19 protein-coding genes and 1 pseudogene are annotated in these 24,368 nt (G+C 70.1%); 6 read left to right on the top strand and 14 right to left on the bottom strand.

What is annotated here, in order from left to right; all coding sequences use genetic code 11:
* On the bottom strand, positions 1 to 314 hold a 314-nt coding region (locus tag ABT336_RS15045; protein ID WP_502891182.1), incomplete at its 3' end, for a DedA family protein.
* Positions 315 to 457: 143 nt separating this feature from the next.
* On the opposite strand from ABT336_RS15045, the gene typA reads away from it, so the two are divergent.
* Together typA and ABT336_RS15035 are read left to right on the top strand one after the other, a co-directional pair.
* A complete protein-coding gene (typA, locus tag ABT336_RS15040; protein WP_350897170.1) occupies positions 458 to 2,326 on the top strand; it encodes a translational GTPase TypA in 1,869 nt (622 codons plus the stop codon).
* Between the two features lie 8 nt (positions 2,327 to 2,334).
* On the top strand, positions 2,335 to 3,228 hold the full coding sequence (locus ABT336_RS15035) for a serine hydrolase (protein ID WP_350897168.1): 894 nt from the start codon (positions 2,335 to 2,337) through the stop codon (positions 3,226 to 3,228).
* A gap of 18 nt (positions 3,229 to 3,246) precedes the next feature.
* Here the strand turns inward: ABT336_RS15035 and ABT336_RS15030 are convergent, their stop codons facing one another.
* Entirely contained in the window at positions 3,247 to 4,242 is a 996-nt protein-coding gene (locus ABT336_RS15030; protein ID WP_350897166.1) for a TerC family protein, read from the bottom strand.
* A gap of 419 nt (positions 4,243 to 4,661) precedes the next feature.
* Here ABT336_RS15030 and ABT336_RS15025 point away from each other — a divergent pair, with 419 nt between their 5' ends.
* Positions 4,662 to 4,955 (top strand): antibiotic biosynthesis monooxygenase family protein, encoded by a 294-nt coding sequence (locus tag ABT336_RS15025; protein ID WP_350897164.1) that lies wholly within the window; start codon positions 4,662 to 4,664, stop codon positions 4,953 to 4,955.
* A gap of 461 nt (positions 4,956 to 5,416) precedes the next feature.
* On the opposite strand, the gene ABT336_RS15020 is transcribed toward ABT336_RS15025, so the two are convergent.
* Positions 5,417 to 6,337: a helix-turn-helix domain-containing protein gene (locus ABT336_RS15020; protein WP_350897162.1), complete on the bottom strand. Its 921-nt coding sequence runs from the start codon at positions 6,335 to 6,337 to the stop codon at positions 5,417 to 5,419.
* An 84-nt stretch (positions 6,338 to 6,421) separates the two neighbouring features.
* Positions 6,422 to 8,530 carry an excinuclease ABC subunit UvrB gene (gene uvrB / locus ABT336_RS15015; protein ID WP_350897161.1) on the bottom strand — a complete coding sequence of 703 codons (2,109 nt, stop codon included), beginning with the start codon at positions 8,528 to 8,530 and terminating at the stop codon, positions 6,422 to 6,424.
* A 327-nt stretch (positions 8,531 to 8,857) separates the two neighbouring features.
* On the opposite strand from uvrB, the gene ABT336_RS15010 reads away from it, so the two are divergent.
* Positions 8,858 to 10,510, top strand: coding sequence for a hypothetical protein (locus ABT336_RS15010; protein WP_350897160.1), 1,653 nt, complete (start codon positions 8,858 to 8,860; stop codon positions 10,508 to 10,510).
* 14 nt (positions 10,511 to 10,524) lie between these two features.
* Here ABT336_RS15010 and coaE read toward each other — a convergent pair whose 3' ends face one another.
* Together coaE and rpsA are read right to left on the bottom strand one after the other, a co-directional pair.
* Complete coding sequence (gene coaE, locus ABT336_RS15005) at positions 10,525 to 11,703, bottom strand: dephospho-CoA kinase (RefSeq protein ID WP_350897172.1); 1,179 nt, start codon at positions 11,701 to 11,703, stop codon at positions 10,525 to 10,527.
* 159 nt (positions 11,704 to 11,862) lie between these two features.
* Positions 11,863 to 13,356: a 30S ribosomal protein S1 gene (rpsA, locus tag ABT336_RS15000; RefSeq protein ID WP_350897159.1), complete on the bottom strand. Its 1,494-nt coding sequence runs from the start codon at positions 13,354 to 13,356 to the stop codon at positions 11,863 to 11,865.
* 376 nt (positions 13,357 to 13,732) lie between these two features.
* On the opposite strand from rpsA, the gene ABT336_RS14995 reads away from it, so the two are divergent.
* Together ABT336_RS14995 and ABT336_RS14990 are read left to right on the top strand one after the other, a co-directional pair.
* Positions 13,733 to 14,587, top strand: coding sequence for a class I SAM-dependent methyltransferase (locus tag ABT336_RS14995; RefSeq protein ID WP_350897158.1), 855 nt, complete (start codon positions 13,733 to 13,735; stop codon positions 14,585 to 14,587).
* Positions 14,588 to 14,801: 214 nt separating this feature from the next.
* Positions 14,802 to 15,143, top strand: a pseudogene (locus ABT336_RS14990) (DUF3140 domain-containing protein); the annotation flags it as partial.
* 16 nt (positions 15,144 to 15,159) lie between these two features.
* On the opposite strand, the gene polA reads toward ABT336_RS14990, so the two are convergent.
* The 8 genes from polA to ABT336_RS14950 form a co-directional block, all read right to left on the bottom strand.
* Positions 15,160 to 17,859 carry a DNA polymerase I gene (gene polA, locus ABT336_RS14985; RefSeq protein WP_350897156.1) on the bottom strand — a complete coding sequence of 900 codons (2,700 nt, stop codon included), beginning with the start codon at positions 17,857 to 17,859 and terminating at the stop codon, positions 15,160 to 15,162.
* A gap of 88 nt (positions 17,860 to 17,947) precedes the next feature.
* A complete protein-coding gene (locus tag ABT336_RS14980) occupies positions 17,948 to 18,745 on the bottom strand; it encodes an amino acid ABC transporter ATP-binding protein (protein WP_350897155.1) in 798 nt (265 codons plus the stop codon).
* A complete protein-coding gene (locus ABT336_RS14975) occupies positions 18,742 to 19,725 on the bottom strand; it encodes an amino acid ABC transporter permease (RefSeq protein ID WP_350897154.1) in 984 nt (327 codons plus the stop codon). The genes ABT336_RS14980 and ABT336_RS14975 overlap by 4 nt, the downstream gene beginning before the upstream one ends.
* Positions 19,726 to 19,727: 2 nt before the next feature.
* A complete protein-coding gene (locus ABT336_RS14970; RefSeq protein ID WP_350897152.1) occupies positions 19,728 to 20,636 on the bottom strand; it encodes an ABC transporter substrate-binding protein in 909 nt (302 codons plus the stop codon).
* Between the two features lie 32 nt (positions 20,637 to 20,668).
* A complete protein-coding gene (locus tag ABT336_RS14965; RefSeq protein ID WP_350897151.1) occupies positions 20,669 to 21,379 on the bottom strand; it encodes an ABC transporter ATP-binding protein in 711 nt (236 codons plus the stop codon).
* Positions 21,369 to 22,214: an ABC transporter ATP-binding protein gene (locus ABT336_RS14960; protein WP_502891181.1), complete on the bottom strand. Its 846-nt coding sequence runs from the start codon at positions 22,212 to 22,214 to the stop codon at positions 21,369 to 21,371. Before ABT336_RS14960 ends, ABT336_RS14965 begins: the two co-directional genes overlap by 11 nt.
* Positions 22,207 to 23,316: a branched-chain amino acid ABC transporter permease gene (locus ABT336_RS14955; protein WP_350897149.1), complete on the bottom strand. Its 1,110-nt coding sequence runs from the start codon at positions 23,314 to 23,316 to the stop codon at positions 22,207 to 22,209. Before ABT336_RS14955 ends, ABT336_RS14960 begins: the two co-directional genes overlap by 8 nt.
* A complete protein-coding gene (locus ABT336_RS14950; protein WP_350897148.1) occupies positions 23,313 to 24,263 on the bottom strand; it encodes a branched-chain amino acid ABC transporter permease in 951 nt (316 codons plus the stop codon). The genes ABT336_RS14955 and ABT336_RS14950 overlap by 4 nt, the downstream gene beginning before the upstream one ends.
* Positions 24,264 to 24,368: the final 105 nt, after the last annotated feature.

The raw sequence follows: 24,368 nt of genomic DNA, 5'->3' as shown, positions 1-24,368 counted from the left end.
AGCGAGTCGGCCCGCTCCCACCGGGCCGCCCCCACCCGCGCCCCGAACCCGCCGGCCCGCAGCCGTGGCCCGTACCGGTGACCCGAGCGGAACGCCAACGAGTCCCCCACCACCGCTGCGAGAATCATCACCACCAGGGTCGGCCCCAACCGCAGGGTGCCGGTGTAGGTGAGGAAACCCACCAGCAGCAGCGTCGCCTCGGCCGGCAACACCAGTCCGAAGATCACGGCGGTCTCCGCAGTCACCAGCACCGCGGCCAACAGCCAGATCAGCGGGGCGGGCAGGTCAAGCAGGAGGTTCAACAGATCGTGCACGACGGTTCCCGCATCACGCACGTCAGCATGACAGCAGGTGACGACCCGCCGACAGCGGTTGCGGCGAGATCGGGGACGTACCGGGGGTGACCCTGGGCGACCCCGGCGCATTCACGGATCCGAGCAGGCGGGAGGATGGCAGCATGCAGCTTCGCACCGACCTCCGTAACGTCGCCATCATCGCTCACGTCGACCACGGCAAGACCACCCTGGTCGACGCCATGTTGCGGCAGGCCGGCGCCTACGGCGCCCGGGGCGAGGTGACCGAGCGGGTGATGGACTCGATGGACCTCGAACGGGAGAAGGGCATCACCATCCTGGCCAAGAACACCGGCGTGCGCTACGTGCCGGCGGACGGCTCGGAGCCGGTCACCATCAACATCATCGACACCCCCGGCCACGCCGACTTCGGCGGCGAGGTCGAGCGCGGCCTGACCATGGTCGACGGGGTGGTGCTCCTTGTCGACGCCAGCGAGGGCCCCCTCCCGCAGACCCGCTTCGTGCTCCGCAAGGCGCTGCGCGCCCGGATGCCGATCATCCTCGTGATCAACAAGGTGGACCGCCCCGACGCCCGGATCAAGGAGGTCGTCGACGACACCTACGAGCTCTTCCTCGACCTCGACGCCGACGAGGAGCAGATCGACTTCCCGATCGTCTACGCCTGCGCCCGCGACGGCATCGCCTCGCTGACCCAGCCCGCCGACGGGTCCGTACCCGACGACAGCGAATCCCTGGAGCCGCTGTTCCGGACCCTGCTGGGCACCATCCCCGCCCCCGCCTACGAGGAGGAGGCCCCCCTCCAGGCGCACGTGACCAACCTCGACGCCTCCCCGTTCCTCGGCCGGCTCGCCTTGTGTCGCGTCCGGCAGGGCAACATCCGCAAGGGTCAGACCGTCGCCTGGTGCCGCACCGACGGCAGCACCCAGCGGGTCCGCATCTCCGAGCTGCTGATGACCGAGGGCCTGGAGCGCAAGCCCGCCGAGTCGGCCGGCCCCGGCGACATCATCGCCGTCGCCGGAATCCCCGAGATCATGATCGGGGAGACCCTCGCCGACGCCGAGAACCCCGTACCGCTGCCCCTGATCACCGTCGACGAGCCGGCGATCTCGATGACCATCGGCACCAACACCTCGCCGCTCGTCGGCCGGGTCAAGGGTGCCAAGGTCACCGCCCGGATGGTCAAGGACCGCCTCGACAAGGAACTCATCGGCAACGTCTCCCTGCGGGTGCTGCCCACCGAGCGCCCCGACGCGTGGGAGGTGCAGGGGCGTGGTGAACTCGCCCTGGCCATCCTGGTCGAGCAGATGCGCCGCGAGTCCTTCGAACTGACCGTCGGCAAGCCGCAGGTCGTCACCCGCGAGATCGACGGCAAGACCTGCGAGCCCGTCGAGCGACTCACCATCGACGCCCCCGACGACTACCTGGGCGCCATCACCCAACTCCTCGCCACCCGCAAGGGCCGGATGGAGCAGCTGGTCAACCACGGCACCGGCTGGATCCGGATGGAGTGGCTGGTGCCGGCGCGCGGTCTGATCGGCTTCCGCACCGAGTTCCTCACCGAGACCCGGGGCACCGGCATCCTGCACCACGTCTTCGAGTCCTACGAGCCGTGGTTCGGCGAGCTGCGTACCCGCAACAACGGCTCGCTCGTCGCCGACCGGGCCGGTGCTGTCACCGCCTTCGCGATGACCAACCTCCAGGAGCGCGGTCAGCTCTTCATCGAACCCGGCACCGAGGTGTACGAGGGCATGATCGTCGGGGAGAACTCCCGCTCCGACGACATGGACGTCAACATCACCAAGGAGAAGAAGCTCACCAACATGCGCTCCTCCACAGCCGACGAGACCGAGAAGCTGATCCCGCCGCGCAAGCTCTCCCTGGAGCAGGCGCTGGAGTTCTGCCGCGAGGACGAGTGCGTCGAGGTCACCCCCGCTGCGGTCCGGATCCGCAAGGTGGTGCTCGACCAGACCCAGCGGGCCCGCGCCACCGCCCGCCGCAAGCACACCAACTGAGGTACGCGATGTCCGGGGCCCCACCCACCGGCGGGGCCCCGGCGCACCCCACCGACCACGACTGGGCGGCCCTCGACCGGCGGCTGGACGCGGTGCCCGGCACCGTGTCGGCGTACCTGGGTCGCTTGGACGCCCCACCCACCTGGACCCGGCACCCCGACGCCACCCACTACGCGGCCAGCACCATGAAGGTGGCGGTGCTCGCCGCCCTGCACCGGGCCGCCGAGGCGGGTGTCCTCGACCCGGACGCCCCGGTGCCCGTCACCAACGACTTCGCCTCGGCCCGGCCGGGTGCACAGCGGTTCTCCTGCGCCCGGCACTTCGACAACGACGACACTGTCTGGCAGCGACTCGGCGACCGGGCACCGCTGCGGTGGCTCGCCGAACGGATGATCGTCCGCTCCGGGAACCTGGCCACCAACCTCTGCCTGGCCCACGTCGGGTCCCCGGCGGTGGCCCGGGTCTGGGAACTGGTCGGTGCCCGGCACAGCGTCACCGCCCGGGGTATCGAGGACCTCGCCGCCCGCGAGGCCGGCATCACCAACCTGGTCACCGCCGCCGACCTGGCGGCCCTCCTCGGCGCGATCGCCACCGGTGCCACCTGGCCCGGTCCGCTGGCCACCCCGGCGGGCTGCGCGGCGATGCTCGACGTGCTCGTCGCGCAGGAACACCGGGAGGACCTCGCCGCGGGTCTCCCCCCGGGCACCCGGATCGCGCACAAGAGCGGCTGGGTACGGGGGATCCGCCACGGGGCCGGCATCGTCTATCCCGCCGACGCCCCGCCGTACCTGATCGTCGTCTGCACCACCCTCGACCCGGAGCACGCCGCCGACCTGGACGCCTGCGAGCTGGTAGCGGGGATCTCGGCCACCGCCTGGGCGGCCCGGCACCACCTCGGGTGACGGCCGGGCCGCGCGGGCTCAGGGCAGCTTGGTCAGCTCGCGGCGGCGGTCCCGGGACGACTTGACCAGGCTGGCCACCGTGGCCACGGCGAGCGTGCCGACGATGACCGACAGGGAGAGCCAGATCGGGATGTGCGGCGCCCAGCCGACCGGCTGGCCCTCGTTGACGAAGGACAGCCGGTTGTCGGCGAGCGCCTCCAGCACCAGTTTGACGCCGATGAAGCCGAGGACCACGGCCAGGCCGTAGCTGAGGTAGACCAGCCGGTTCAGCAGCCCTCCGAGGAGGAAGTAGAGCTGCCGCAGGCCCATCAGGGCGAACACGTTCGCGGTGAAGACCAGGTACGGCTCCTGGGTGATACCGAAGATCGCCGGGATCGAGTCGAGGGCGAAGATCAGATCGGTGGTGCCGATGGCGATCATGACGATCAGCATCGGGGTGAACACCAGCCGACCGTGACGCCTGTCGGTCATCTTGCCGTCGTGGTAGTCCCGTGAGATGGGCAGCACCCGACGGCTGACCCGGATCAGCGCGTTCTCCTTGAACTCCTCGGCCTCCGGCTCGCCCTGCCGGGCCAGGTTGATCGCCGTGTAGATCAGGAACGCACCGAAGATGTAGAAGACGAAGGAGAACCGCTCGATCAGTGCGGTGCCGGCGGCGATGAAACCGCCCCGCATCACCAACGCCAGGATGATGCCGATCATCAGCACCTTCTGCTGGTACACCCGGGGCACCGCGAACCGGGACATGATGATCACGAAGACGAAGAGGTTGTCCACCGAGAGGCTCTTCTCGGTGAGGTACCCGGTGAAGAACTCCCCCGCCGGGCCGGAACCCGAGACGAACCAGAGCCCCACCCCGAAGATCACAGCCAGCCCGACGTAGACGGCGGTCCAGATGCTCGCCTCACGGATACTCGGCTCGTGCGGGCGGCGTCCGATGATCAACAGGTCGATCGTCAGTACCACCACCAGCACGGCCAGGGACACCAGCCACACCCACGTGGACACGTTCACGAACACCCTCCGGCGGACAGGCCAGGCCGGATGCGGACACCCGTGGGGGCGTCACACCCGTCGTCCTGGCGCTGGCGACTGTCGGAGGTCTCTTCCGCCACCGGCTCGGCGAGTCGGTGGCCGGCGGGCCCGGGTCAGCCGCCCGGCTGGCGGTCGACCGTGCTGACGAGCCCGTCGTGGGGGGAATACTCCCCTCCTCGTCGGTCATTGTTCACCATCACTAACCCTTGGCGCATCCCAGGTGACAGCGACCCCCACCACACGCCTTTTCGGACGATGGTGTGGTCGTGCCCGGGTGGACTGCGGCACTCCGCGCAGGTCTTCCTAGGAGGCTAGGTGTCATTCTCGGGACGGTGCCCGGACAGACGGTGCCGGGGGTCGGAGAAGGCGGTACCGGTGCACGTGGCAGGCTCTCGGGCATGGTGCTTGAGGTCGCGCTCATCGACGTACTGCCCGGACACGAGGCGGACTTCGCCGCCGCGTACGCCCAGGGTCACCCCCTGGTCGCCGGCACCCCCGGATGCCGGTCGGTGCGGATGACCCAGGGTGTCGAGTCCCCCACCCGGTTCGTGCTCCTGGTGGAGTGGGACTCGGTCGAGGCCCACGAGGAGAACTTCCGCCAGAGCGAGCGGTTCGCGCAGTGGCGGGCCCTGATCGGCCCCCACTTCGCCGGCCCGCCGCAGGTCGAGCACTTCGTCGACGTCCCCGCCTGAGCGCTCCTGCGTCCCGGTCGATGCCACCGGGCTGGGCTGCCACCGGGCTGGGCTCCTGGGCCTCGGTCCGTTCCGCGATGCCACCGGTCTGAGCTGCGGCGTCCCGGTCCGGTCACGGTCCGCCGAGCGGTCACGTCCCGCCGGGCGGACGGGGGGGGCGACGGCGGGATGGGGCGGGGCGGCGGATCGGCCGGAGTTTGCCGACATCCCCGGAATTCTGTCGCACTCACGGGTTATCGTCCGGCGGAGGCCACCGGCCCCGGCGGACTCGGGGGCGTCGGGTCCGGTGGCCTCGGCTTTCCTCTGGGCTCAGCTTTCCTCTGGGCTCGGCTTTCCTCTGGGCTCAGCTCTCCTCTGGGCTCGGCCTTTTCCTGGGGCCTCAATCGACCCGATGGCCAGCCGGCCCCGGGGACCCGGTGGCCCCAGCGTGCCAGAGAACTTCAGCCCGTGCCCCGGGGACTTCAGCCGTGCCCGGGGACCGGGCTCCGGGGGCTCGGAGCCACCGCCCTCGTGGGTTCGCCCGACCGTTCGGTTCCGGCGCGGGCGGTCAGCAGCTCCGCCGACCGCTCCTCGTCCAGGGCCGCCCCGACCAGCCAGTCCACCAGTTGGGCGTACCGGTCCAGGTTCGGCTCGGCGACCAGCCGGACGTCGGAGGTGAGCGTCTCCAGCATCACCGTCCGAGGGTCGGCCGGATCCGGGAAGGAGTAGCTGGAGAAGGGGGTCAACGGGTCGGCCGGTAGGGACGCGCCGTGGGGCAGCACGCGGATCGACACGTTCGGCAGGGCACCGAGGTCGACCAGGTGCCGGAGCTGCTCGCTCCGTACCTCCGGGGGCACCCCCACCAGGTCGACGGCCGTCTCGGTGAGCACCGCCGTGTACCGGGGCGGGTGCGCCCGACGGAGCACCTCCTGCCGAGCCATCCGGGCGCGTACGTCGGCGTCCACGTCCACTCCCGGGTCGGTCCACCGGCCCGCCTCGATCCGCGCACGGGCGTACGCCGGGGTCTGGAGCAGCCCGGGGACCAGGGCCGGCTGGTATTCCAGGATGGTCGCCGCCCCCGCCTCCAGTTCGGCGTAGACGCGCTGGCGCTCCCCCATCTCGCTGAGCGACTTCCACCATCCCCTGCCGGTCGCGGCGTCCCGGGCGATGACGATCAGGGCGTCCCGCTGGGTGTCGGGGACCTGGTAGACGTCGAGGAGGTCGAGCACATCGGCCAGATCAGGGCGGCTCTGCCCCAACTCGATCCGGGACAGCTTCGAGGTCGACGCCCAGCCGAGCCGGCCGCACACCTGCTCCAGCGTGAGCGCCCCCTGTCGACGCAACTGGCGCAGCTCCGCCCCCAGGCGGGCACGACGAATCACTGGACTGGTTGGTAACGGCATCCGGCCTCCCCAGGAGGGAGACTAGCCACTCTGGTCACTCACGGCAATAGATCGCTTGCGGTTAGCGACGACGGGGTGCCCGGGTCAGGACACCCCGGCGGTGTCCATGCCGCGCAACTCCTTCTTCAGCTCCGCCACCTCGTCCCGGATCCGGGCCGCCAGCTCGAACTGGAGCTCCCGGGCTGCGGCAAGCATCTGGTCGTTGAGCTCCTGGATGAGCTGCGCCAGGTCGGCCCGGGCCATCCCCTCCCGGGACGGGGTGGCAGCGGTCCGGGAGGATCGGCTGCGCGTCTCCTTGACCGGAGCCTTGCCCCGCGACAGCTGTCGGGCCGCGCCCCCGACCCTGGTGTTCTCGGTGTCCTCCGCCTCCCGGTAGATGTCGTCGAGGATGTCGTGGATCTTCTTACGCAGCGGCTCCGGGCTGATGCCGTGCGCCTCGTTGTGCGCGATCTGCTTGGCCCGCCGCCGGCTGGTCTCCCCGATCGCCTCTGCCATCGACGGGGTGACCTTGTCGGCGTACATGTGGACCTGGCCGGAGACGTTACGGGCGGCCCGGCCGATCGTCTGGATCAGGGACCGGCCGCTGCGCAGGAAGCCCTCCTTGTCGGCGTCCAGGATCGCCACCAGCGACACCTCGGGCAGGTCCAGCCCCTCCCGGAGCAGGTTGATCCCGACCAGTACGTCGTAGTCGCCCTTGCGCAGCTCGCTGAGCAGCTCCACCCGGCGCAGCGTGTCGACCTCCGAGTGCAGGTAGCGCACCCGGATGCCGTTCTCCAGGAGGTAGTCCGACAGGTCCTCGGCCATCTTCTTGGTCAACGTGGTGACCAGGACCCGCTCGTCCCGCTCGGTCCGCAACTTGATCTCGTGCATCAGGTCGTCGATCTGCCCCTTGGTGGGCTTGACCACGACCTCCGGGTCGACCAGGCCGGTCGGCCGGATCACCTGCTCGACGAACTCCCCCTGGGCCTGCTCCATCTCCCAGTTGCCCGGGGTGGCCGACAGGAAGACCATCTGCCCGACGCGTTCCAGGAACTCGTCGAAGCGCAGGGGCCGGTTGTCGGCGGCGCTGGGCAGCCGGAACCCGTGGTCGATGAGCATCCGCTTGCGGGAGGCGTCCCCCTCGAACATGCCCCCGATCTGCGGGATGCTCACGTGGGACTCGTCGACCACCGCGAGGAAGTCGTCGGGGAAGTAGTCGAGCAGACAGTGCGGAGGGCTGCCGGGGAGCCGGCCGTCGATGTGCATGGAGTAGTTCTCGATGCCGGAGCAGAAGCCGACCTGCCGCATCATCTCGATGTCGTAGGTGGTCCGCATCCGCAGCCGCTGCGCCTCCAGCAGCTTGCCCTGCCGATCCAGCTCGGCCAGCCGCTCGGCCAGCTCCGCCTCGATGTCGCGGATCGCCCGTTCCATCCGCTCCGGACCGGCCGCGTAGTGCGTGGCCGGGAAGATCAGCAGGTTGTCGACCTCCCGGATCACGTCCCCGGTGAGGGGGTTGAGGTAGTAGAGCTTCTCCACCTCGTCACCGAAGAGCTCGATCCGGACCGCCATCTCCTCGTACGCCGGGATGATCTCCAGGGTGTCGCCGCGGACCCGGAAGGTGCCCCGCTGGAAGGCCATGTCGTTGCGGGTGTACTGGATGTCGACCAGCCGACGCAGCAGCTGGTCGCGGTCGAGTTCCTGCCCGACGGTGACCCGGACCGCCCGGTCGAGGTACTCCTCCGGGGTGCCCAGGCCGTAGATGGCCGAGACCGTGGCCACCACGATCACGTCTCGGCGGGTGAGCAGCGACATGGTCGCCGAGTGCCGCAGCCGCTCCACCTCCTCGTTGATCGAGGAGTCCTTCTCGATGTAGGTGTCGGTCTGCGGGATGTACGCCTCGGGCTGGTAGTAGTCGTAGTACGAGACGAAGTACTCCACGGCGTTGTTCGGAAGCAGCTCGCCGAACTCCTTGGCCAGCTGGGCGCAGAGCGTCTTGTTCGGTGCCAGCACCAGGGTCGGCCGTTGCAGGCGCTCGACCAGCCACGCCGTGGTGGCGCTCTTGCCGGTGCCCGTCGCACCGAGCAGAACGGTGTTGCGGTCACCGCGGCGGACCCGCCGCTCCAGGTCGTCGATCGCCGCCGGCTGGTCACCGGCCGGCTGGTAGTCGCTGACGACCTGGAAACGGCCGTCGAGCCGAGGAATGTCGAGCGCCATGACACCACCGTACGCCGGGGGTCCGACACGCCACGACGACTACGGTGAGTTGATGATCGGCTTCGATATTCCCATTGTGTGGCACATCTCACCGGGCTAAGGTACTGCCGTAGGCCGCTCGCGGCGGCCGACCGGTCCGACGGGCCGAGCCGTCATCGGCCGCCCGTTGCCCGGCACAGGGTCGCAGCACCCGGCTCACACCGGCGAGCGCACCGACGTGGTCGCGCGGGAGGCGCAGACCGGCCGCCGCGAGCGCCCTGCACGTCGGGCGGCCACCCGACCACACTTCACACGTCACCCACCGACCACCCCGGTAGTTCACCTGGCGTGACCAGTTCCGCCCGGAATGCCCGTACCGCCGGCTCCGCCCGGGTCGACCGCCCCGGACCCGCCACGGCCCCCGTGCCGGGCCGTGGTCCGCTGCCCGACGCCGACGCGGTGACCCGGCAGGACGCCCTCCTGCCCGGCCTCGACGACGAGCCCGACGTGGCCGACACCCCCGCCGGTCCGGTACCCCGCCGCACCCTGCTGAGGATGCTCGTCGCGACGGCCGTCGTGGCTGCGGCGGCACTGGTGGCGGTCCTGGTGACCTGGGAACCCGAACCCACAGCACCGGCCCGGGACCTCACCCGGGCCGAAGCCGACAGGTTCGCCGCCCTGCGGGTCACCAACCACCGGGACGTCCGGTCCGGCCTGCGGATCACCGTCGGCTCCGGAGCCGGCCGCCTCGACCTCGTCGGGTGGGTCGACTGGGCCCTTCCGCTGGTCTACCTCGACGTCGGCGGCCCCGGCGCCGGTGCGGACCGGGGACTCGTCCAGGCCACCCCGACCCACCTGCTGACCCGGCCCGACCCCACCGCCGTCCCGACTCCCGCCCCACCGCCGCTGCTGCCGCCGACCGACCGGTGGCGGTTCCAGGAGCGACCCCTCGGCCTGGGCCCCCTGCTCGACCTGCTGTTCGGTCTCGCGGCCGACAACCCGGACCTGGGAGCCGGGCACGGGGTCCGGTGGCTGGGCACCGCCACCGCCGGTAACGCGGCAGTCGACCTCGTCCAGGGCGCGCTGCCCGGCTCCGGCCGGACCGCCGCGGTGCCCAGCTTCGGCCCGGCGACTCCCCTGCCCGACACCGGGCAGGCAGGTCGGCAGGGCGCGGGCACCACCGGTCCACCCTCCGGTACCCCCCGGTCGGGCGCCCCGGCCCGCGCCGACGACCGCCCCACCGGCAGGGTCGTGGAGGGGCACCCCCGCTACTGGCTGGACCGGGACGCCCGCCTACGCCGGCTGGAGGCGCGGCTGCCCGGTGACGTCCCGGTCGCTGTCGAGCTGAACCGGACGGACCGGCCCGTGCTGCGTCCGGTCGCCGCGCTCGGCGGCCGACCGGGCCTACCGCGTCAGCTCACCGTCGCCGAGCAGCGCAGACTCGCCAAGGTCCCGGCCGCCCTGCGGGCCCGGGGGGCGGGCCCGGTGACTGTCACCGCCCCCGTCACCACCTCCCGAAACCTGCGCGCCGCCGGCTGGCTGAGCTGGACCGGGGCGGTCGCGTACCTGTCGGTGGCCGACCTGAACGCCCCCGAACGCCGGACCCTGGTACGCCACGGTGCCGCCGGGACACTGCGGACGCAGCGTCCGACCACCCCGGCCGACGGCACCGCCGAGGCGCCCGCCCGACCGCCGGTGGCCGCCCCCACCACCGGCTGGCAGCGGGGACGCGCCGACGACCTCGACCGACTGGTGGGGATGGCGCTGCATCCCGACCGGATCGACCTGGCCGCCCCGGCCCTGCGGCTACGCGAGGAACGACTGGCCGGTCGGACCGTCGACGTCATCGAGGTACGCACCGCACCGGCCCCGTCCCGGCTGTGGATCGACCGCGCCGGTCGGCCACACCGACTCGAACTGCGCGGATCGGCCGGCACCTGGCTGCAACTGGACGTCCACACCGGTCCGGTGCCACGGCTACCGTCCCCGCCGCCCCGCTGACGCCGTCGGTGGCCTCAGGGCCGCCACCCGGTCTGGTCCGCCCACTGCTCGGCCCGCAGGTGTTCCTCGTCGAACCACGGATCCTTCGCTGTGGCGTACGCGCCGCTGTCCGGGGCCGTCGCCGCCAACTCCCGCTTGAGCATCAGGTACGCGGCCCGCTGGTCGGGGTCGGCCCGCAGATGGTCGCGCATCAGCAGGGCGTACCGCCATCCGGGGGAGCCCGCCGGCCGGACGTGCAGGTGCACCGGGCGACCCGGGTCGGCGCTGCCGTGCAACCGCTTCTCCCAGCGTCCGCTCCCGGCCGGGCGGGGGTTGTCCCACCACTCGCCGGGCACCCGGGGGAAGCCGGCGTCGGCGAGCCGGTCGGCGACCTCGTCCGCCTCGGTCAGCGACGACACGGTCAGCTGGATGTCGATGACGTCCTTGGCGGCCAGCCCCGGCACAGCTGTCGAGCCGATGTGGTCGATGCGCGGGTCGGCCGGGGCGAGCGCGTGCCGGAGCCGGGCGGCCAGCCGGGCGTACTGCTGCGGCCAGGTCGGGTCGGGTTCGCTCAACACCACCCGTCGGGTTCGTACCGGCCGCCGGTGCCGCAGGTTCTCCTCGTACGGCAGCAGCCGCTCCCGCCACACCGCGTCCACCTGGGCGTGCAGCTCGTCGAGGGTGCCGTCGTTGGTGACCAGGACGTCGGCTGCGGCCCGCCGGCGGTCGTCGTCGGTCTGCGCGGCGATCCGCCGTTCGGCCTCCGCCCGGTCCATCCCCCGGTCCTGCGACAGCCGGGCCAACCGGATCGGCACGGCGGTCTGCACCACCACCACCAGGTGGTACGTCGGGGCGAGCCCCACCTCCACGAGCAGCGGTACGTCGTTGACGACCACCGCGTCCGGGGGCGTCGCCGCCATCAGCTCGGCCGTCCGGGAGCGCACCCGGGGGTGGGTGATCGCCTCAAGCCGCCGACGCCCCTGCTCGTCGGCGAAGACCAGGGCACCGAGGGCGGCCCGGTCCAGTGCCCCCTGTGGGGTGAGGACCCGGTCGGAGAAGGCGGCCACCACCTCGGCCAGCCCCGGGGTGCCGGGGGCCACCACCTCCCGGGCGACCTGGTCGGCGTCGATCACCACCGCGCCCGAATCGCGCAGCCGTCGGGCGACGGCGCTCTTTCCCGACCCGATCCCACCGGTCAATCCCACCCGCAACACCCCACCAGTCAACCGCATCACTGGCGTCACACCAACTCGTCTCCTCCTGATCGTGCGGCGGGTGGGTCGCCGTGGACACGACGGAGCCCCGCCGCGACGACCGGACGAACCGGATCGTCGCGACGGGGCCCCTGGTGCTCGGTGAGCGCCGTCAGCGGGTCACTTGCCGCCGGCGAGCTTCTCCCGCAGTGCGGCGAGCGCCTCGTCGGTGGCGAGGGTGCCGGCCGGCTCCTCGTTCTGTCGGGCCGGAGCCGACGAGGTCGAGGTGGTGGTGCCACCGGTGGACACGGCCGGAGCCGGGTTCGCGGCGGCCTCGGCGTCGGCGGCCCGGGAGTTCTGCACCTGCTTGGTGTGGGCCTCCCAGCGCTGACGCGCCTCGGCGTACTGCTGCTCCCACTCCTCGCGCTGCTTCTCGTAGCCCTCGAGCCACTCGCCGGTCTCCGGGTCGAAGCCCTCGGGGTACTTGTAGTTCCCCTGGTCGTCGTACTCGGCGGCCATGCCGTAGAGGGTCGGGTCGAAGTGCTCCTCGCCCTCGACGAAGCCCTCGTTGGCCTGCTTGAGGGAGAGCGAGATCCGGCGACGCTCCAGGTCGATGTCGATGACCTTGACCATGACCTCGGAGCCGACCTGGACGACCTGCTCCGGGATCTCCACGTGGCGCTCGGCCAGCTCGGAGATGTGGACCAGACCCTCGATGCCGTCGTCCACCCGGACGAAGGCACCGAACGGCACCAGCTTGGTGACCTTACCCGGGACGATCTGCTGGATCGCGTGGGTCCGGGCGAACTGCCGCCACGGGTCCTCCTGGGTCGCCTTCAGCGACAGCGAGACCCGCTCGCGGTCCAGGTCGACGTCCAGGACCTCGACCTCGACCTCCTGGCCCACCTCGACGACCTCGGACGGGTGGTCGATGTGCTTCCAGGACAGCTCGGAGACGTGCACCAGACCGTCCACGCCGCCGAGGTCGACGAACGCACCGAAGTTGACGATCGAGGAGACGACGCCCTTGCGGACCTGCCCCTTCTGGAGCTTGTTGAGGAACTCGGTACGCACCTCGGACTGGGTCTGCTCGAGCCAGGCCCGGCGGGACAGGACCACGTTGTTGCGGTTCTTGTCCAGCTCGATGATCTTGGCTTCGAGCTCCCGGCCGACGTACGGCTGGAGGTCGCGTACCCGGCGCATCTCGACCAGCGAGGCGGGGAGGAAGCCGCGCAGCCCGATGTCGAGGATGAGGCCACCCTTGACCACCTCGATGACCGAACCGCGGACGACGCCGTCCTCGTCCTTGATCTTCTCGATGGTGCCCCACGCCCGCTCGTACTGCGCGCGCTTCTTCGAGAGGATCAGACGCCCCTCCTTGTCCTCCTTCTGGAGGACAAGGGCCTCGATGTGGTCACCCACCGAAACGACTTCGGCCGGGTCCACGTCGTGCTTGATCGACAACTCCCGAGAGGGGATGACACCCTCGGTCTTGTAGCCGATGTCGAGCAGGACCTCGTCCCGATCGACCTTGACGACGGTGCCTTCGACAATGTCGCCGTCATTGAAGTACTTGATGGTCTCGTCGATCGCGGCGAGGAATGCTTCCTCTGAACCGAGGTCGTCGATGGTGACCCTGTTGGCGCTCGAGGGGGCCTCGATGCTGCTCGTCATGTGGGCGGTTGCTCCGGTCGGATGGTGTGTCACAGCAGGCTTGGTGTTGCGGTGACCTGTTCGCGCCAGCGGATCCGCCGCCGGGCACACCGAACGATCGCCCTGAGATGATCATTAGTGGCTCCGTGGCCGCGCACCTGCTCCCTGCCGAGACACGCGATCCGCGAGCGCATCCTCTACCCTACCGTGTGCATTACCACAGCGTGCAAGCCCCGGGGGTACGTGATCCGGCCCGCTTTTCTCCGAAGGCCGCCCCATATGCACCTGTGACGATACTTCACGGTGGAACGCCCCTGAACGAACCACCACGTCGCCACCGCCCCGCCACCCGCGTCGTACCGCCCGGCCCCGGGTGGCCGGACCCTACACTGCCGAGGTGAGTGACGACGCCGACGAACCGGGCGGCCCCCGGGACGACTCCCCCGAAGCCGACGAGCGGGCCGTGTTGCGCCGGGCGGTGACCGACGCGGAGAGCCGGCAGGCGAGCCGGTCGTGGTGGGACACCGACGCCGACGACTACCAGGCCGAACACGGCGCCTTCCTCGGCGACCTGGACTTCGTCTGGTGCCCGGAGGGGCTGCGCGAGGCCGACGCCCGACTGCTCGGCAAGCTGGCCGGCCGCCGGATCCTGGAGGTGGGCTGCGGCGCGGCGGCGGCCGCCCGGTGGTTGGCCACCCAGGGTGCCCAGGTCGCCGCCGTCGACCTCTCCGCCGGGATGCTGCGCCACGCCGCGCAGGCCGCCGACCGGACCGGGGTACGCGTACCGCTGGTGCAGGCCGACGCCCTCGCGCTGCCCTTCGCCGACGGCGCGTTCGACACCGCCTGCACGGCGTTCGGGGCGATCCCGTTCGTGGCCGACTCGGCGGCGGTGATGCGGGAGGTGCACCGGGTCCTGCGCCCCGGTGGCAGGTGGGTCTTCTCGGTGACCCACCCGATGCGCTGGATCTTCCTCGACGATCCGGGCGAGGGCGGGCTGCGGGCGGTCCACTCGTACTTCGACCGCGACCCGTACGTCGAGCAGGACGCCACCGGTCTGCCCACCTACGTCGAGCAGCACCGCACCCTCGGCGACCGGATCCGTGAACTGGTCGGGGCCGGGTTCCGACTGGTGGACCTGGTGGAACCGGAGTGGCCGGAGGGGCACGAGGGGATCTGGGGGCAGTGGAGTCCGCTGCGGGGTCGCCTCTTCCCGGGCACCGCCGTCTTCGTCGCCGAGCGACCCGAGGAGTGAGACCCGCGCCCCTCGGAGCGCACCGCACCCTGCGAAGACGAACCCCGGCCGGGCGGCCCGCTCGTTTCCCACAGGGCTCGCCGGGTACCCGCAGGTCGTGGCCGGACAGCGGGTCCGTCCAGGGGTCACGCCCCTGCGCGGGACCACGCGCCCGGCGGGCCGCCGACGTCCCGCAGGGGCGAAACCTCTCACACCGACCGGAGGGCACAGCGCCATGAGCGAGCGTGACCAGGGGCGGGACACCTACCGGGAGTTCACCGAGGCGGTCAACATGAAGCCCGGAGAGCTGTCGACGTGGCTGGAGACCGAGGAGTCCAAGCACGTCGGCTGGCTGAAGAAGGGCACCAGGGGCGGCGAGTCGGTGGGCCACGCCTCGGGTCGACGGATCATCGACCTGCTGCGCCGTAAGCGCGCCGACCTCACCGACAACGACTACCGGCACATGCGCAAGGTCGTCGGGTACGTCCACCGGCACCTCGCCCAGCGTCCCGCCGGGGACGTCCGCGACACCAGGTGGCGGTGGTCGCTGATGAACTGGGGCCACGACCCCCTCCGGTGAGGGGGCCGCTCCCCTAGTGGTCGGCGCTGTTCCAGTCGCGGCCCTCGCCGACCGACACCTCCAACGGCACCGACAGCGGATACGCGTCACCCATCCGCCGTCGGACCAGCTCCTCCAACGCGGTCCGCTCCCCCGGGGCGACCTCGAAGACCAACTCGTCGTGGACCTGCAACAGCATCCGTGACCGCAGCCCGGACTCCCGCAGGGCCGTGTCCACGTGCAGCATGGCGACCTTGATGATGTCGGCGGCGGACCCCTGGATCGGGGCGTTGAGCGCCATCCGCTCGGCCATCTCCCGTCGCTGCCTGTTGTCGCTGACCAGGTCCGGAAGGTAACGGCGGCGGCCCAGGACGGTGGAGGTGTACCCGTCGTGGCGGGCCCTGGCCACCACCTCGTGCAGGTAGTCGCGGACCCCGCCGAACCCGGCGAAGTAGTTCTCCATCAACCCCCGGGCCTCCTCGGCGCTGATGCCGAGCTGCTGGGAGAGACCGAAGGCACTGAGCCCGTACGCCAGGCCGTAGTTCATCGCCTTGATCTTGCGACGCTGGTCGGCGGTGACCGCCTCGACGGCGACCTCGAAGACCGACGACGCGGTGGCGGCGTGGAAGTCGGCACCGGAGTTGAACGCGTCGATCAGCGCCTGGTCACCGGAGAGGTGGGCCATGATCCGCATCTCGATCTGGCTGTAGTCGGCGGTCAGGAGGGTCTCGTACCCCTGGCCCACCACGAAGGCCCGCCGGATCCGGCGCCCCTCCTCGGTGCGGATCGGGATGTTCTGCAGGTTGGGTTCGGTCGAGGAGAGCCGCCCGGTCGCCGCCACCGTCTGGTTGAAGGTGGTGTGGATCCGCCCGTCGTCGGAGACCGACTTGAGCAGTCCGTCGACGGTGGACTTCAGCTTCGCCACGTCCCGGTGGCGCAGCAGGTGGTGCAGGAGCGGGTGTTCGGTCTGCGCGTACAGCCACTGGAGGGCGTCGGCGTCGGTGGTGTACCCGGTCTTGATCTTCTTGGTCTTCGGCAGGTTCAGCTCCCCGAAGAGGATCTCCTGCAACTGCTTCGGCGAGCCCAGGTTGAACTCCCGCCCCACCACCCCGGACGCGCTCTGCGCGGCGGCCTTCACCTCCCCCGCGAAGTGCGCCTCCAACTCCGTGAGGTAGTCGGTGTCGGCGGCGATGCCGATCCGCTCCATCCCCGCCAGCACCCGCATCAGGGGCAGCTCCACCTCGGCCATCAACCGGGCCGACTGCTCACCGTCCCGGGACAGCTCGGCGTCGATCGCGTCGGCCAGGTCGAGGGTGGCCCGGGCCTGGAGCATGAGGTTCTCCTCGGCGCGGCCGTCGTCGCCCAGCCCCTCCAGGGTGAGTTGCCCGGTCTCCGGGGCGTCCACCCGCAGCTCCCGGTGCAGGTAGCGCAGCGCCAGGTCGGTCAGGTCGTAGGAACGCTGGTCGGGGCGGGCCAGGTACGCCGCGATCTGGGTGTCCCGGGCGATCCCGGCCAGCTCCCACCCGGCGGCGGCGAAGGCGAGCACCGCCGGTTTGCTGTCGTGCAGGACCTTCGGTCGGGTCGGGTCGGCCAGCCACGCCGACAGGGCACTCTCGTCGTCCGGTTCGAGGGTGGCCGGGTCGAACCAGGCCGCCGCCCCGTCCCCGGTGGCCAGGGCCATCCCCAGCACCGAGGCGGTGTGCCGCCGGTTGGGGCCGGTGTCGAGCCTGACCGCCACCCCGACCCCGGTCCCCGCCGGGCCGTACGTCTCCAGCCACCCGGCGAGCGCCCCCGGCTCGGTGAGGACCTGCCCGGCCAGGTCGAACCCGGACTCCGCCTCCGGCTCGACGGCGTCGAGATACTGGTAGAGCCGGTCCCGCAGGATCCGGAACTCCAGGGCGTCGAAGACCTGGTGGACGGCTTCCCGGTCCCAGCCGCTCCACCGGGCCTCCTCCGGGGTCAGCGGCAACTCCAGGTCGGAGACGAGACAGTTGAGCTCGTAGTTGCGGATCACGTCGGCCAGCCGCTCCCGCAGACTGTCACCGGCCTTGCCCTTGATCTCGTCGGCCCGGGCGATCACGCCCTCCACCCCGCCGTACGCGTTGATCCACTTGGCGGCGGTCTTCGGCCCCACCCCGGGGACCCCGGGGAGGTTGTCGCTGGTCTCGCCGACCAGCGCGGCCAGGTCCCGGTAGTGGCGCGGGCCGACGCCGTACTTCGCCTCGATCGCGGCGGCGTCCATCCGGGCCAGGTCGGAGACGCCCTTACGCGGGTAGAGCACGGTGATCCGGTCGTCGACGAGCTGGAAGGCGTCCCGGTCGCCGCTGCTGACCAGCACCGTCATGCCCTGGTCGCGGGCCTGGCAGGCGAGGGTGGCGATGACGTCGTCGGCTTCGTACCCCTCCTTCTCCACCACCGGGACCCGCAGCGCGGCGAGGACCTCCTTGACCAGGCTCACCTGGCCCTTGAAGTCGGCGGGGGTCTCGCTGCGCCCGGCCTTGTACTCCGCGTAGCGGTCGGTACGGAAGGAGTGGCGGGAGACGTCGAAGGCGACGGCGATGTGGGTGGGCTGCTCGTCGCGGAGAACGTTGATCAGCATGGAGGTGAAGCCGTACACCGCGTTGGTGGGCTGCCCGGTCGTGGTGGAGAAGTTCTCCACCGGCAGGGCGAAGAACGCCCGGTATGCCAGGGAGTGTCCGTCGACGAGGAGCAGGCGCGGAGTCGTAGCAGTCACGAGGCGACTCTAGTCCGAGGCTGTGACAGCCCGGCACAGCGGCACGGCCCCGGTCGGCCCACAGCGGGCCGACCGGGAACCGACGCCGTCAGAGCACCTTCGCCAGGAACGCCTTCGTCCGGTCGTGGCGGGGGTTCGCGATGACCTCCCGGGGTGCCCCGGACTCCACCACCACACCCTCGTCCATGAAGACCAGACTGTCCCCGACCTCCCGGGCGAACCCGATCTCGTGGGTCACCACGATCATGGTCATCCCGTCGCGGGCCAGGTCCTTCATCACCTCGAGGACCTCACCGACCAGTTCCGGGTCCAGGGCGCTGGTGGGCTCGTCGAAGAGCATCAGCTTCGGCTGCATGGCCAGGGCACGGGCGATCGCCACCCGCTGCTGCTGCCCGCCGGAGAGCTGCCCCGGATAGTTGCCCATCCGGTCACCGAGCCCGACCCGTTCCAGCAGCGCGGCGGCCCGGTCCCGGGCCACCGACCTCTTCTCCCGACGCACCATCAACGGCGCCTCGGTGACGTTGTCCAGGGCGGTCTTGTGCGGGAAGAGGTTGAACCGCTGGAACACCATCCCGATCGAACGGCGCTGCGCGGCGACCTCCTTCTCCCGCAGCTCGTGCAGCTTCCCGCCGCGTTCCCGGTAGCCGATCAACTCCCCGTCCACCCGGATCCGACCGGCGTTGATCTTCTCCAGGTGGTTGATGCAGCGCAGGAATGTCGACTTGCCCGACCCCGACGGCCCGAGCAGACAGCAGACCTCACCGGTGCCGACCTCGAGGTCGATGCCCCTGAGGACCTCGACCGACCCGAACGCCTTGTGCACCTGCTCGGCCCGGACCATCGGCTCCGCGGCCGTGGCGTCGGGTGACTCCGTCACGTCGGTCATGACTTGACCGCCTCCGTCCCGGCGCCGCCGCCGGCCTCCGCCGTTATCCCCCGCAGTTTCAGCTTCGCCCGGCCGCTGCGCCCGTGCCCCTTGGCGAAGTGCCGCTCCAGGTAGTACTGGCCGACAAGCAGGACGCTCGTCAACGCCAGGTACCACAGGCAGGCCGCCACGTACATCGGAAACAGTTGGTACGTCCGGGTACCGACCGCCTTGAGCTGGAAGAACAGCTCGGCGGAGACCGGTACGAAGGCGACCAGCGAGGTGTCCTTGAGCATCGCGATGGTCTCGTTGCCGGTCGGCGGGATGATCACCCGCATCGCCTGCGGCAGGACGATCCGGCGCAGGATCTGCCCCCGGGTCATGCCCAGCGCCTGCGCCGCCTCGGTCTGGCCCTCGTCCACCGACTGGATACCGGCCCGGACGATCTCGGCCATGTACGCCGCCTCGGACAGACCCAGTGCCAGCACACCCGCCACGAACCCGGTCAGGATGTCGAGGGTGTTGAACCCGAACAGCCGCGCCTCGAAGTCGGTGACCCCGAACAGGGCCCCGATCTGCCTGTCGAAGGGCAGCCCGAACTCCAGCCGGGCCCAGAGGATGCCCAGGTTGCCGAAGAGGATCGCCAGGACCAGTCGGGGCACCGCCCGGAAGAACCAGGTGTAGACCCAGGCCACCCCGCGCAGGACCGGATTGTCCGACAACCGCATGATCGCCAGCACGACGCCCAGCCCGATACCGAGCAGCATCGACAGGACGAGCAACAGGAGGGTGCCCCGCACCCCGGCCATGATCGGCGGACGGAACATCTCGTCGACCATGAAGGTCCAGTTGAACGCCGTGTTCGTGACCAGCATGTTGACGAACATGGCGGTCAGGACGGCGAGCACCGCGACGGCGACCCACCGCCCGGGACGCCGCACGGGCACGGCGCGGATTGGTTCCGGCCGTGCCCGCTCGGGAGAATCCGTCTCCACCGACATGGTTACGGGTTCACCGCAGGATCGGTGATCGCCCCACCCTCGACACCCCACTTGGCCAACACCGTCTGGTAGGTGCCGTCGGCGATGACCGCCTTCACCGCGTCCCGGACCACCTCGGCGAACTCGGTCTGGTCCTTGGCCAGGGTGTAGCCGTACGGAGCCGACTCGTAGATGTCACCGAGCGACTCCAGCTGCCCACCGCTCTCCTTCACCGCGTACGCCCCGACCGGCGAGTCGGCCAGCATCGCGTCGTTCTTGCCGCTGATCACCGCAGCCGTCGCGTCGCTCTGTGCCTGGTACTGGTCGATGGTGATGGCCGGCTTCCCGGCGTCGGTACACGCCTTCGACCGGTCGGTGATGTCGTCCAGCTGCACCGTGCCGACCTGCACCGCGATCTTCTTGCCGCAGGCGTCGGTCGGGTCGACCTGAGCCGGGTTGCCCTGCTTGGTCGCCCACTGGGTGCCCGCCGAGAAGTAGCTGACCATGGTCACGGTCTGCTTACGCTCGTCGTTGATGGTGAACGAGGAGACCCCGATCTCGTACTTGCCGGAGGTGACACCGGGCAGGATCGCGTCGAACGGGGCCGCCTCGTACTCCGCCTTCAGGCCCAGCTTCTGGGCCACCGCCGTGAACAGCTCCACGTCGAAGCCGACCACCGTCCGGCCGTCGGTGTCCAGGAACTCCGCCGGCGCGTAGGTGGGGTCGGTGCCCACCTTGATCACGCCGTCGGCCTTGATCGCATCCGGTACCCGCGCCGCCAGGGCGTCGTCGACCGCCGAGGTGACGGTCGGCCCGGCACCCGGCTGGTCGCCGGTGCTCTCCTTCTCCCCGCAGGCGGCGAGGGAGATGGTGAGCAGGGCCGCACCGGCGACGCCGAGCGCCGCCCGTCGACCACCGTTGATCGTGAACATCCGTGGCTCCTTGGTGAGGGGATGGGAAGCGGTCAGGCCACCCCGAGGTACGCCTCTTTGACCGCCGGGTCGTGCAGCAGTTCGGCACCGGTGCCGCTCTTGACGATCCGCCCGGTCTCCAACACGTACGCCCGGTGGGCCCGGGCCAGTGCCTGCTGCGCGTTCTGCTCCACCAACAGGATCGTGGTGCCCTGCTCGTTGATCTCCGTGATGATGGAGAAGATCTGCTGGATCAGCATCGGGGCGAGCCCCATCGAGGGCTCGTCCAGCAGCAGCAGCTTCGGCCGGCTCATCAGCGCCCGCCCCACCGCCAGCATCTGCTGCTCACCGCCGGAGAGAGTACCCCCGGCCTGCTTACGCCGTTCGGCCAGACGCGGGAACAGCTCCAGGACCCGGTTCAGGTCCTTGGCCACCTCGCCCTTGTCCTTACGGGTGTAGGCACCCATGTCCAGGTTGTCCAGGACGTTCATGCCGGGGAAGATCCCCCGACCCTCCGGGGCCTGACACAACCCGCGTCGTACCCGCAGGTCGGCCCGGAGCTTGGTGATGTCCTCCCCGTCGAAAATGATCTTGCCGGTGGCCACCGGTCGGATCCCGGAGATCGCCCGCATGGTGGTGGTCTTGCCGGCGCCGTTCGCGCCGATCAACGCCACCACCTCGCCCTGGTCCACGGTGAGGCTGATGCCGTGCAGCGCCTTGATCCGCCCGTAGAGCAGGCTCATGTCATCGATCTCAAGCAGCATCGTCCGGCACCCCCAGGTACGCCCCGATCACCTTCGGGTTCTCCCGAACATCGGCCGGCAGGCCGTCGGCGATCTTCTTCCCGAACTCCAGCACCACGATCCGGTCGGTGACCCCCATGACCAGACGCATGTCGTGCTCGATCAGCAGCACCGTCACACCCTGGTCCCGGATCTGGCGGATGAGCTGCAGCAGCTCCTCCTTCTCCGCCGGGTTGAAACCGGCCGCCGGCTCGTCCAGGCACAGCAGCGCCGGGTCGGTGGCCAGCGCCCGGGCGATCTCCAACCGCCGCTGCTCGCCGTAGGAGAGGTTGCGGGCGAAGTCGTTCATCCGATGCTCGATGCCGACGAACTTCAGCAGCCGCTCGGCCTTCTCCCGACCCTCCCGCTCCTCCTTCCAGTGCCGAGGCAACCGGAACAGCGCGGAGACCACACTGGTCTTGTGGTGGGCGTCCGCCCCGACCTGGACGTTCTCCAGCGCCGTCATCTCCGGGAAGAGCCTGATGTTCTGGAACGTCCGCGCCATCCCCATCTTGGTGATGAGGTGCCGCTTCTTACCGCTGATCTTCTGACCGCGGAACCGGATCTCACCCTCGGAGGGCTGGTAGATGCCGGTCATCGCGTTGAAGCAGGTGGTCTTCCCGGCGCCGTTGGGTCCGATCAGACCCAGGATCTCCCCCTTGTACAGGGTGAAGTCGACGTCGTTGAGAGCCACCACACCGCCGAAGCGCAGCGTGACGTGGTCGACCTCCAGCAGCGGCTCCCGCTCGGACACCCGCTCCACCTCGGGCGCCTCGGCCTGGGCCGGAACGACCGGACTCTGTTCGGTGTCACTCACCGACGGTCACCTCCTTGCGGCGATCCTTGAATTCCGCCTCTCGTCTTCGGTTCGGGATCAGGCCCTGGGGCCGGAAGATCATCATGATCACCAGCACCAGACCGAAGAAGAGGAACCGGAACTCGTACAGCTCGATGCCGAACAGCTCGATGCCACGGAACCGCTCGATCATGTACGCCACCAGGCCGCCACCGACGATCGCGCCGACGATGCTGCCCGACCCGCCGAAGATCACCGCCGCCAGAATGATGATCGAGTTGAGCAGCTCGAAGTTCTGCGAGTTGACGAAGTTGTTCTTACCCGCGAACAGCGCACCGGCCAGACCGGCGATCGCCGCACCCGACGCGAACGCCCACAGCTTGAACTTGAACGTCGGCACACCCATCAACTGGGCGGCGTCCTCGTCCTCCCGGATCGAGATCCAGGCCCGGCCGACCCGACTGTGGGTCAGGTTCCGCACCCCGATCACCACCAGGATGATCAGCGTCAACACCAGCCAGTAGTACGGCCGGGCGTCCAGGACACCGAAGACCGGACGGCCGTCGGCGTACTCACCCGGCGGGTGCGGGATGCTGTTGAAGCCCCGCTGCCCCTTGAGGAACTCCGAGCTGACCGCCCCGATCCGGATCATCTCGGCGAACCCGAGGGTCACCAGCGCCAGGTAGTCACCGCGCAACCGCAGTGTCGGCGTACCGAGCATCAGACCGGAGACCATCGTCAACGCGATCGCGAACGGCACCGCCAGCAGCCACGGCCACATCGTCCCCAGGTCACTGCCCGGTGACGTCAACACCGCCACCGTGTACGCACCGACCGCGAAGAACCCGAAGTAGCCGAGGTCGAGCAGGCCGGCGAAACCGACGACGATGTTCAGCCCCACCGCCAGCAGGACGTAGATCGAGACGGTGAACATCACCTGGGTGAAGTTCGCACCGGGGGTCGGGATCGGCCCGAGGTACTGGTAGAACTCCTTGTTCGGCAACGCGTAGAAGAACGCGATCAACGCACCCAGCGCCGCCCAGCGCACCCAGCGAGGCGCCTCGTGCCACCGCCGTCGCATTGCCTGCCGACCTTCGTGCACCCTGTCGATGAGGGATGTCATACCCGCGCCCTTCCCAGCGATTCGCCCAGCAGACCGGTCGGGCGGAACATCAGCAGCACCACCAGCAGTGCGAAGGCGGCGAAGTCCTTCCACTCACTGCCGAACAGCGCGGAGGAGTAGTTCTCCACCACGCCCAGCAGCAGACCGCCGACGAGCGCGCCGCGCAGGTTGCCGATACCGCCGAGCACGGCGGCGGTGAACGCCTTCAGACCGAGCAGGAAGCCGACGCTGTAGGTCAGGGTGCCGATCCGCACGTCGTAGAGGAGACCGGCCACACCCGCCATCGCGCCACCGGCGATGAACACGATCATGATGATCCGGTCCTTGTTCACCCCCATCAGCGCAGCCGTGTTCGGGTCCTGCGCCACCGCGCGGATACCCCGGCCGACCCGACTCCGGTTGATGAAGAAGTCCAGCGCGACCATCATCACCAGGGCCGAGCCGATGGTGAGCAGCTGCACCGCGTCGATCGGCACCCCGAACACGTGGAACAGGGTGTCGGTGCTGACCAGCGACGGCGCGCCCTGCGGACGACGACGGGTGAAAATGCCGAAGGCCTCGGCGATCGCGATCGAGGCACCGATCGCGGTGATCAGGAACGCCAGCGGCGGCGCGTTGCGCTTACGCAACGGCCGGTACGCCACCCGCTCGATCACCGTCGCGGTACCCGCCGACGCGATGGCCGCCACGATCATCGCCACCAGAAGGTAGAACATGATCGAACCGATGCCGCTGACCTGCGAGTCCTGGTTGAGGCCGAAGCCGTTCCAGGTCCACAGCGCCGCGAACGCACCGGCGATGAAGACCTCGGAGTGGGCGAAGTTGATAAGTCTCAGCACGCCGTATACCAGCGTGTAACCCAGCGCGACCAGGGCGTAGATCGACCCCTGTGTCAAGCCGGTCGTGGTGAGTTCTCCGAAGTTGGAGAACAGTTCGCTGAAGTTCAAGGGAGGGACGCTCCATCAGGTCCGGAGAACGAACGAGGGGTGCGGCCGGGAGCGAGCTCCCGGCCGCACCCACGATCACAACTCAACCGCTGTAGCAGCGACCGA

The organism is Micromonospora sp. NPDC000207, assembly GCF_040300925.1.
GTDB lineage: Bacteria > Actinomycetota > Actinomycetes > Mycobacteriales > Micromonosporaceae > Micromonospora.
The sequence above is the reverse complement of the archived record's forward strand: the minus strand, read 5'-3'. Positions and strand labels throughout refer to the sequence as shown.

Coding starts and splice junctions, on each gene's coding strand:
- typA (WP_350897170.1), top strand. CDS start 458: ATGCAGCTTCGCACCGACCTCCGTAACGTCGCCATCATCGCTCACGTC.
- ABT336_RS15035 (WP_350897168.1), top strand. CDS start 2,335: ATGTCCGGGGCCCCACCCACCGGCGGGGCCCCGGCGCACCCCACCGAC.
- ABT336_RS15025 (WP_350897164.1), top strand. CDS start 4,662: ATGGTGCTTGAGGTCGCGCTCATCGACGTACTGCCCGGACACGAGGCG.
- ABT336_RS15020 (WP_350897162.1), bottom strand. CDS start 6,337: ATGCCGTTACCAACCAGTCCAGTGATTCGTCGTGCCCGCCTGGGGGCG.
- uvrB (WP_350897161.1), bottom strand. CDS start 8,530: ATGGCGCTCGACATTCCTCGGCTCGACGGCCGTTTCCAGGTCGTCAGC.
- rpsA (WP_350897159.1), bottom strand. CDS start 13,356: ATGACGAGCAGCATCGAGGCCCCCTCGAGCGCCAACAGGGTCACCATC.
- ABT336_RS14980 (WP_350897155.1), bottom strand. CDS start 18,745: ATGACCGACGTGACGGAGTCACCCGACGCCACGGCCGCGGAGCCGATG.
- ABT336_RS14975 (WP_350897154.1), bottom strand. CDS start 19,725: ATGTCGGTGGAGACGGATTCTCCCGAGCGGGCACGGCCGGAACCAATC.
- ABT336_RS14970 (WP_350897152.1), bottom strand. CDS start 20,636: ATGTTCACGATCAACGGTGGTCGACGGGCGGCGCTCGGCGTCGCCGGT.
- ABT336_RS14965 (WP_350897151.1), bottom strand. CDS start 21,379: ATGCTGCTTGAGATCGATGACATGAGCCTGCTCTACGGGCGGATCAAG.
- ABT336_RS14955 (WP_350897149.1), bottom strand. CDS start 23,316: ATGACATCCCTCATCGACAGGGTGCACGAAGGTCGGCAGGCAATGCGA.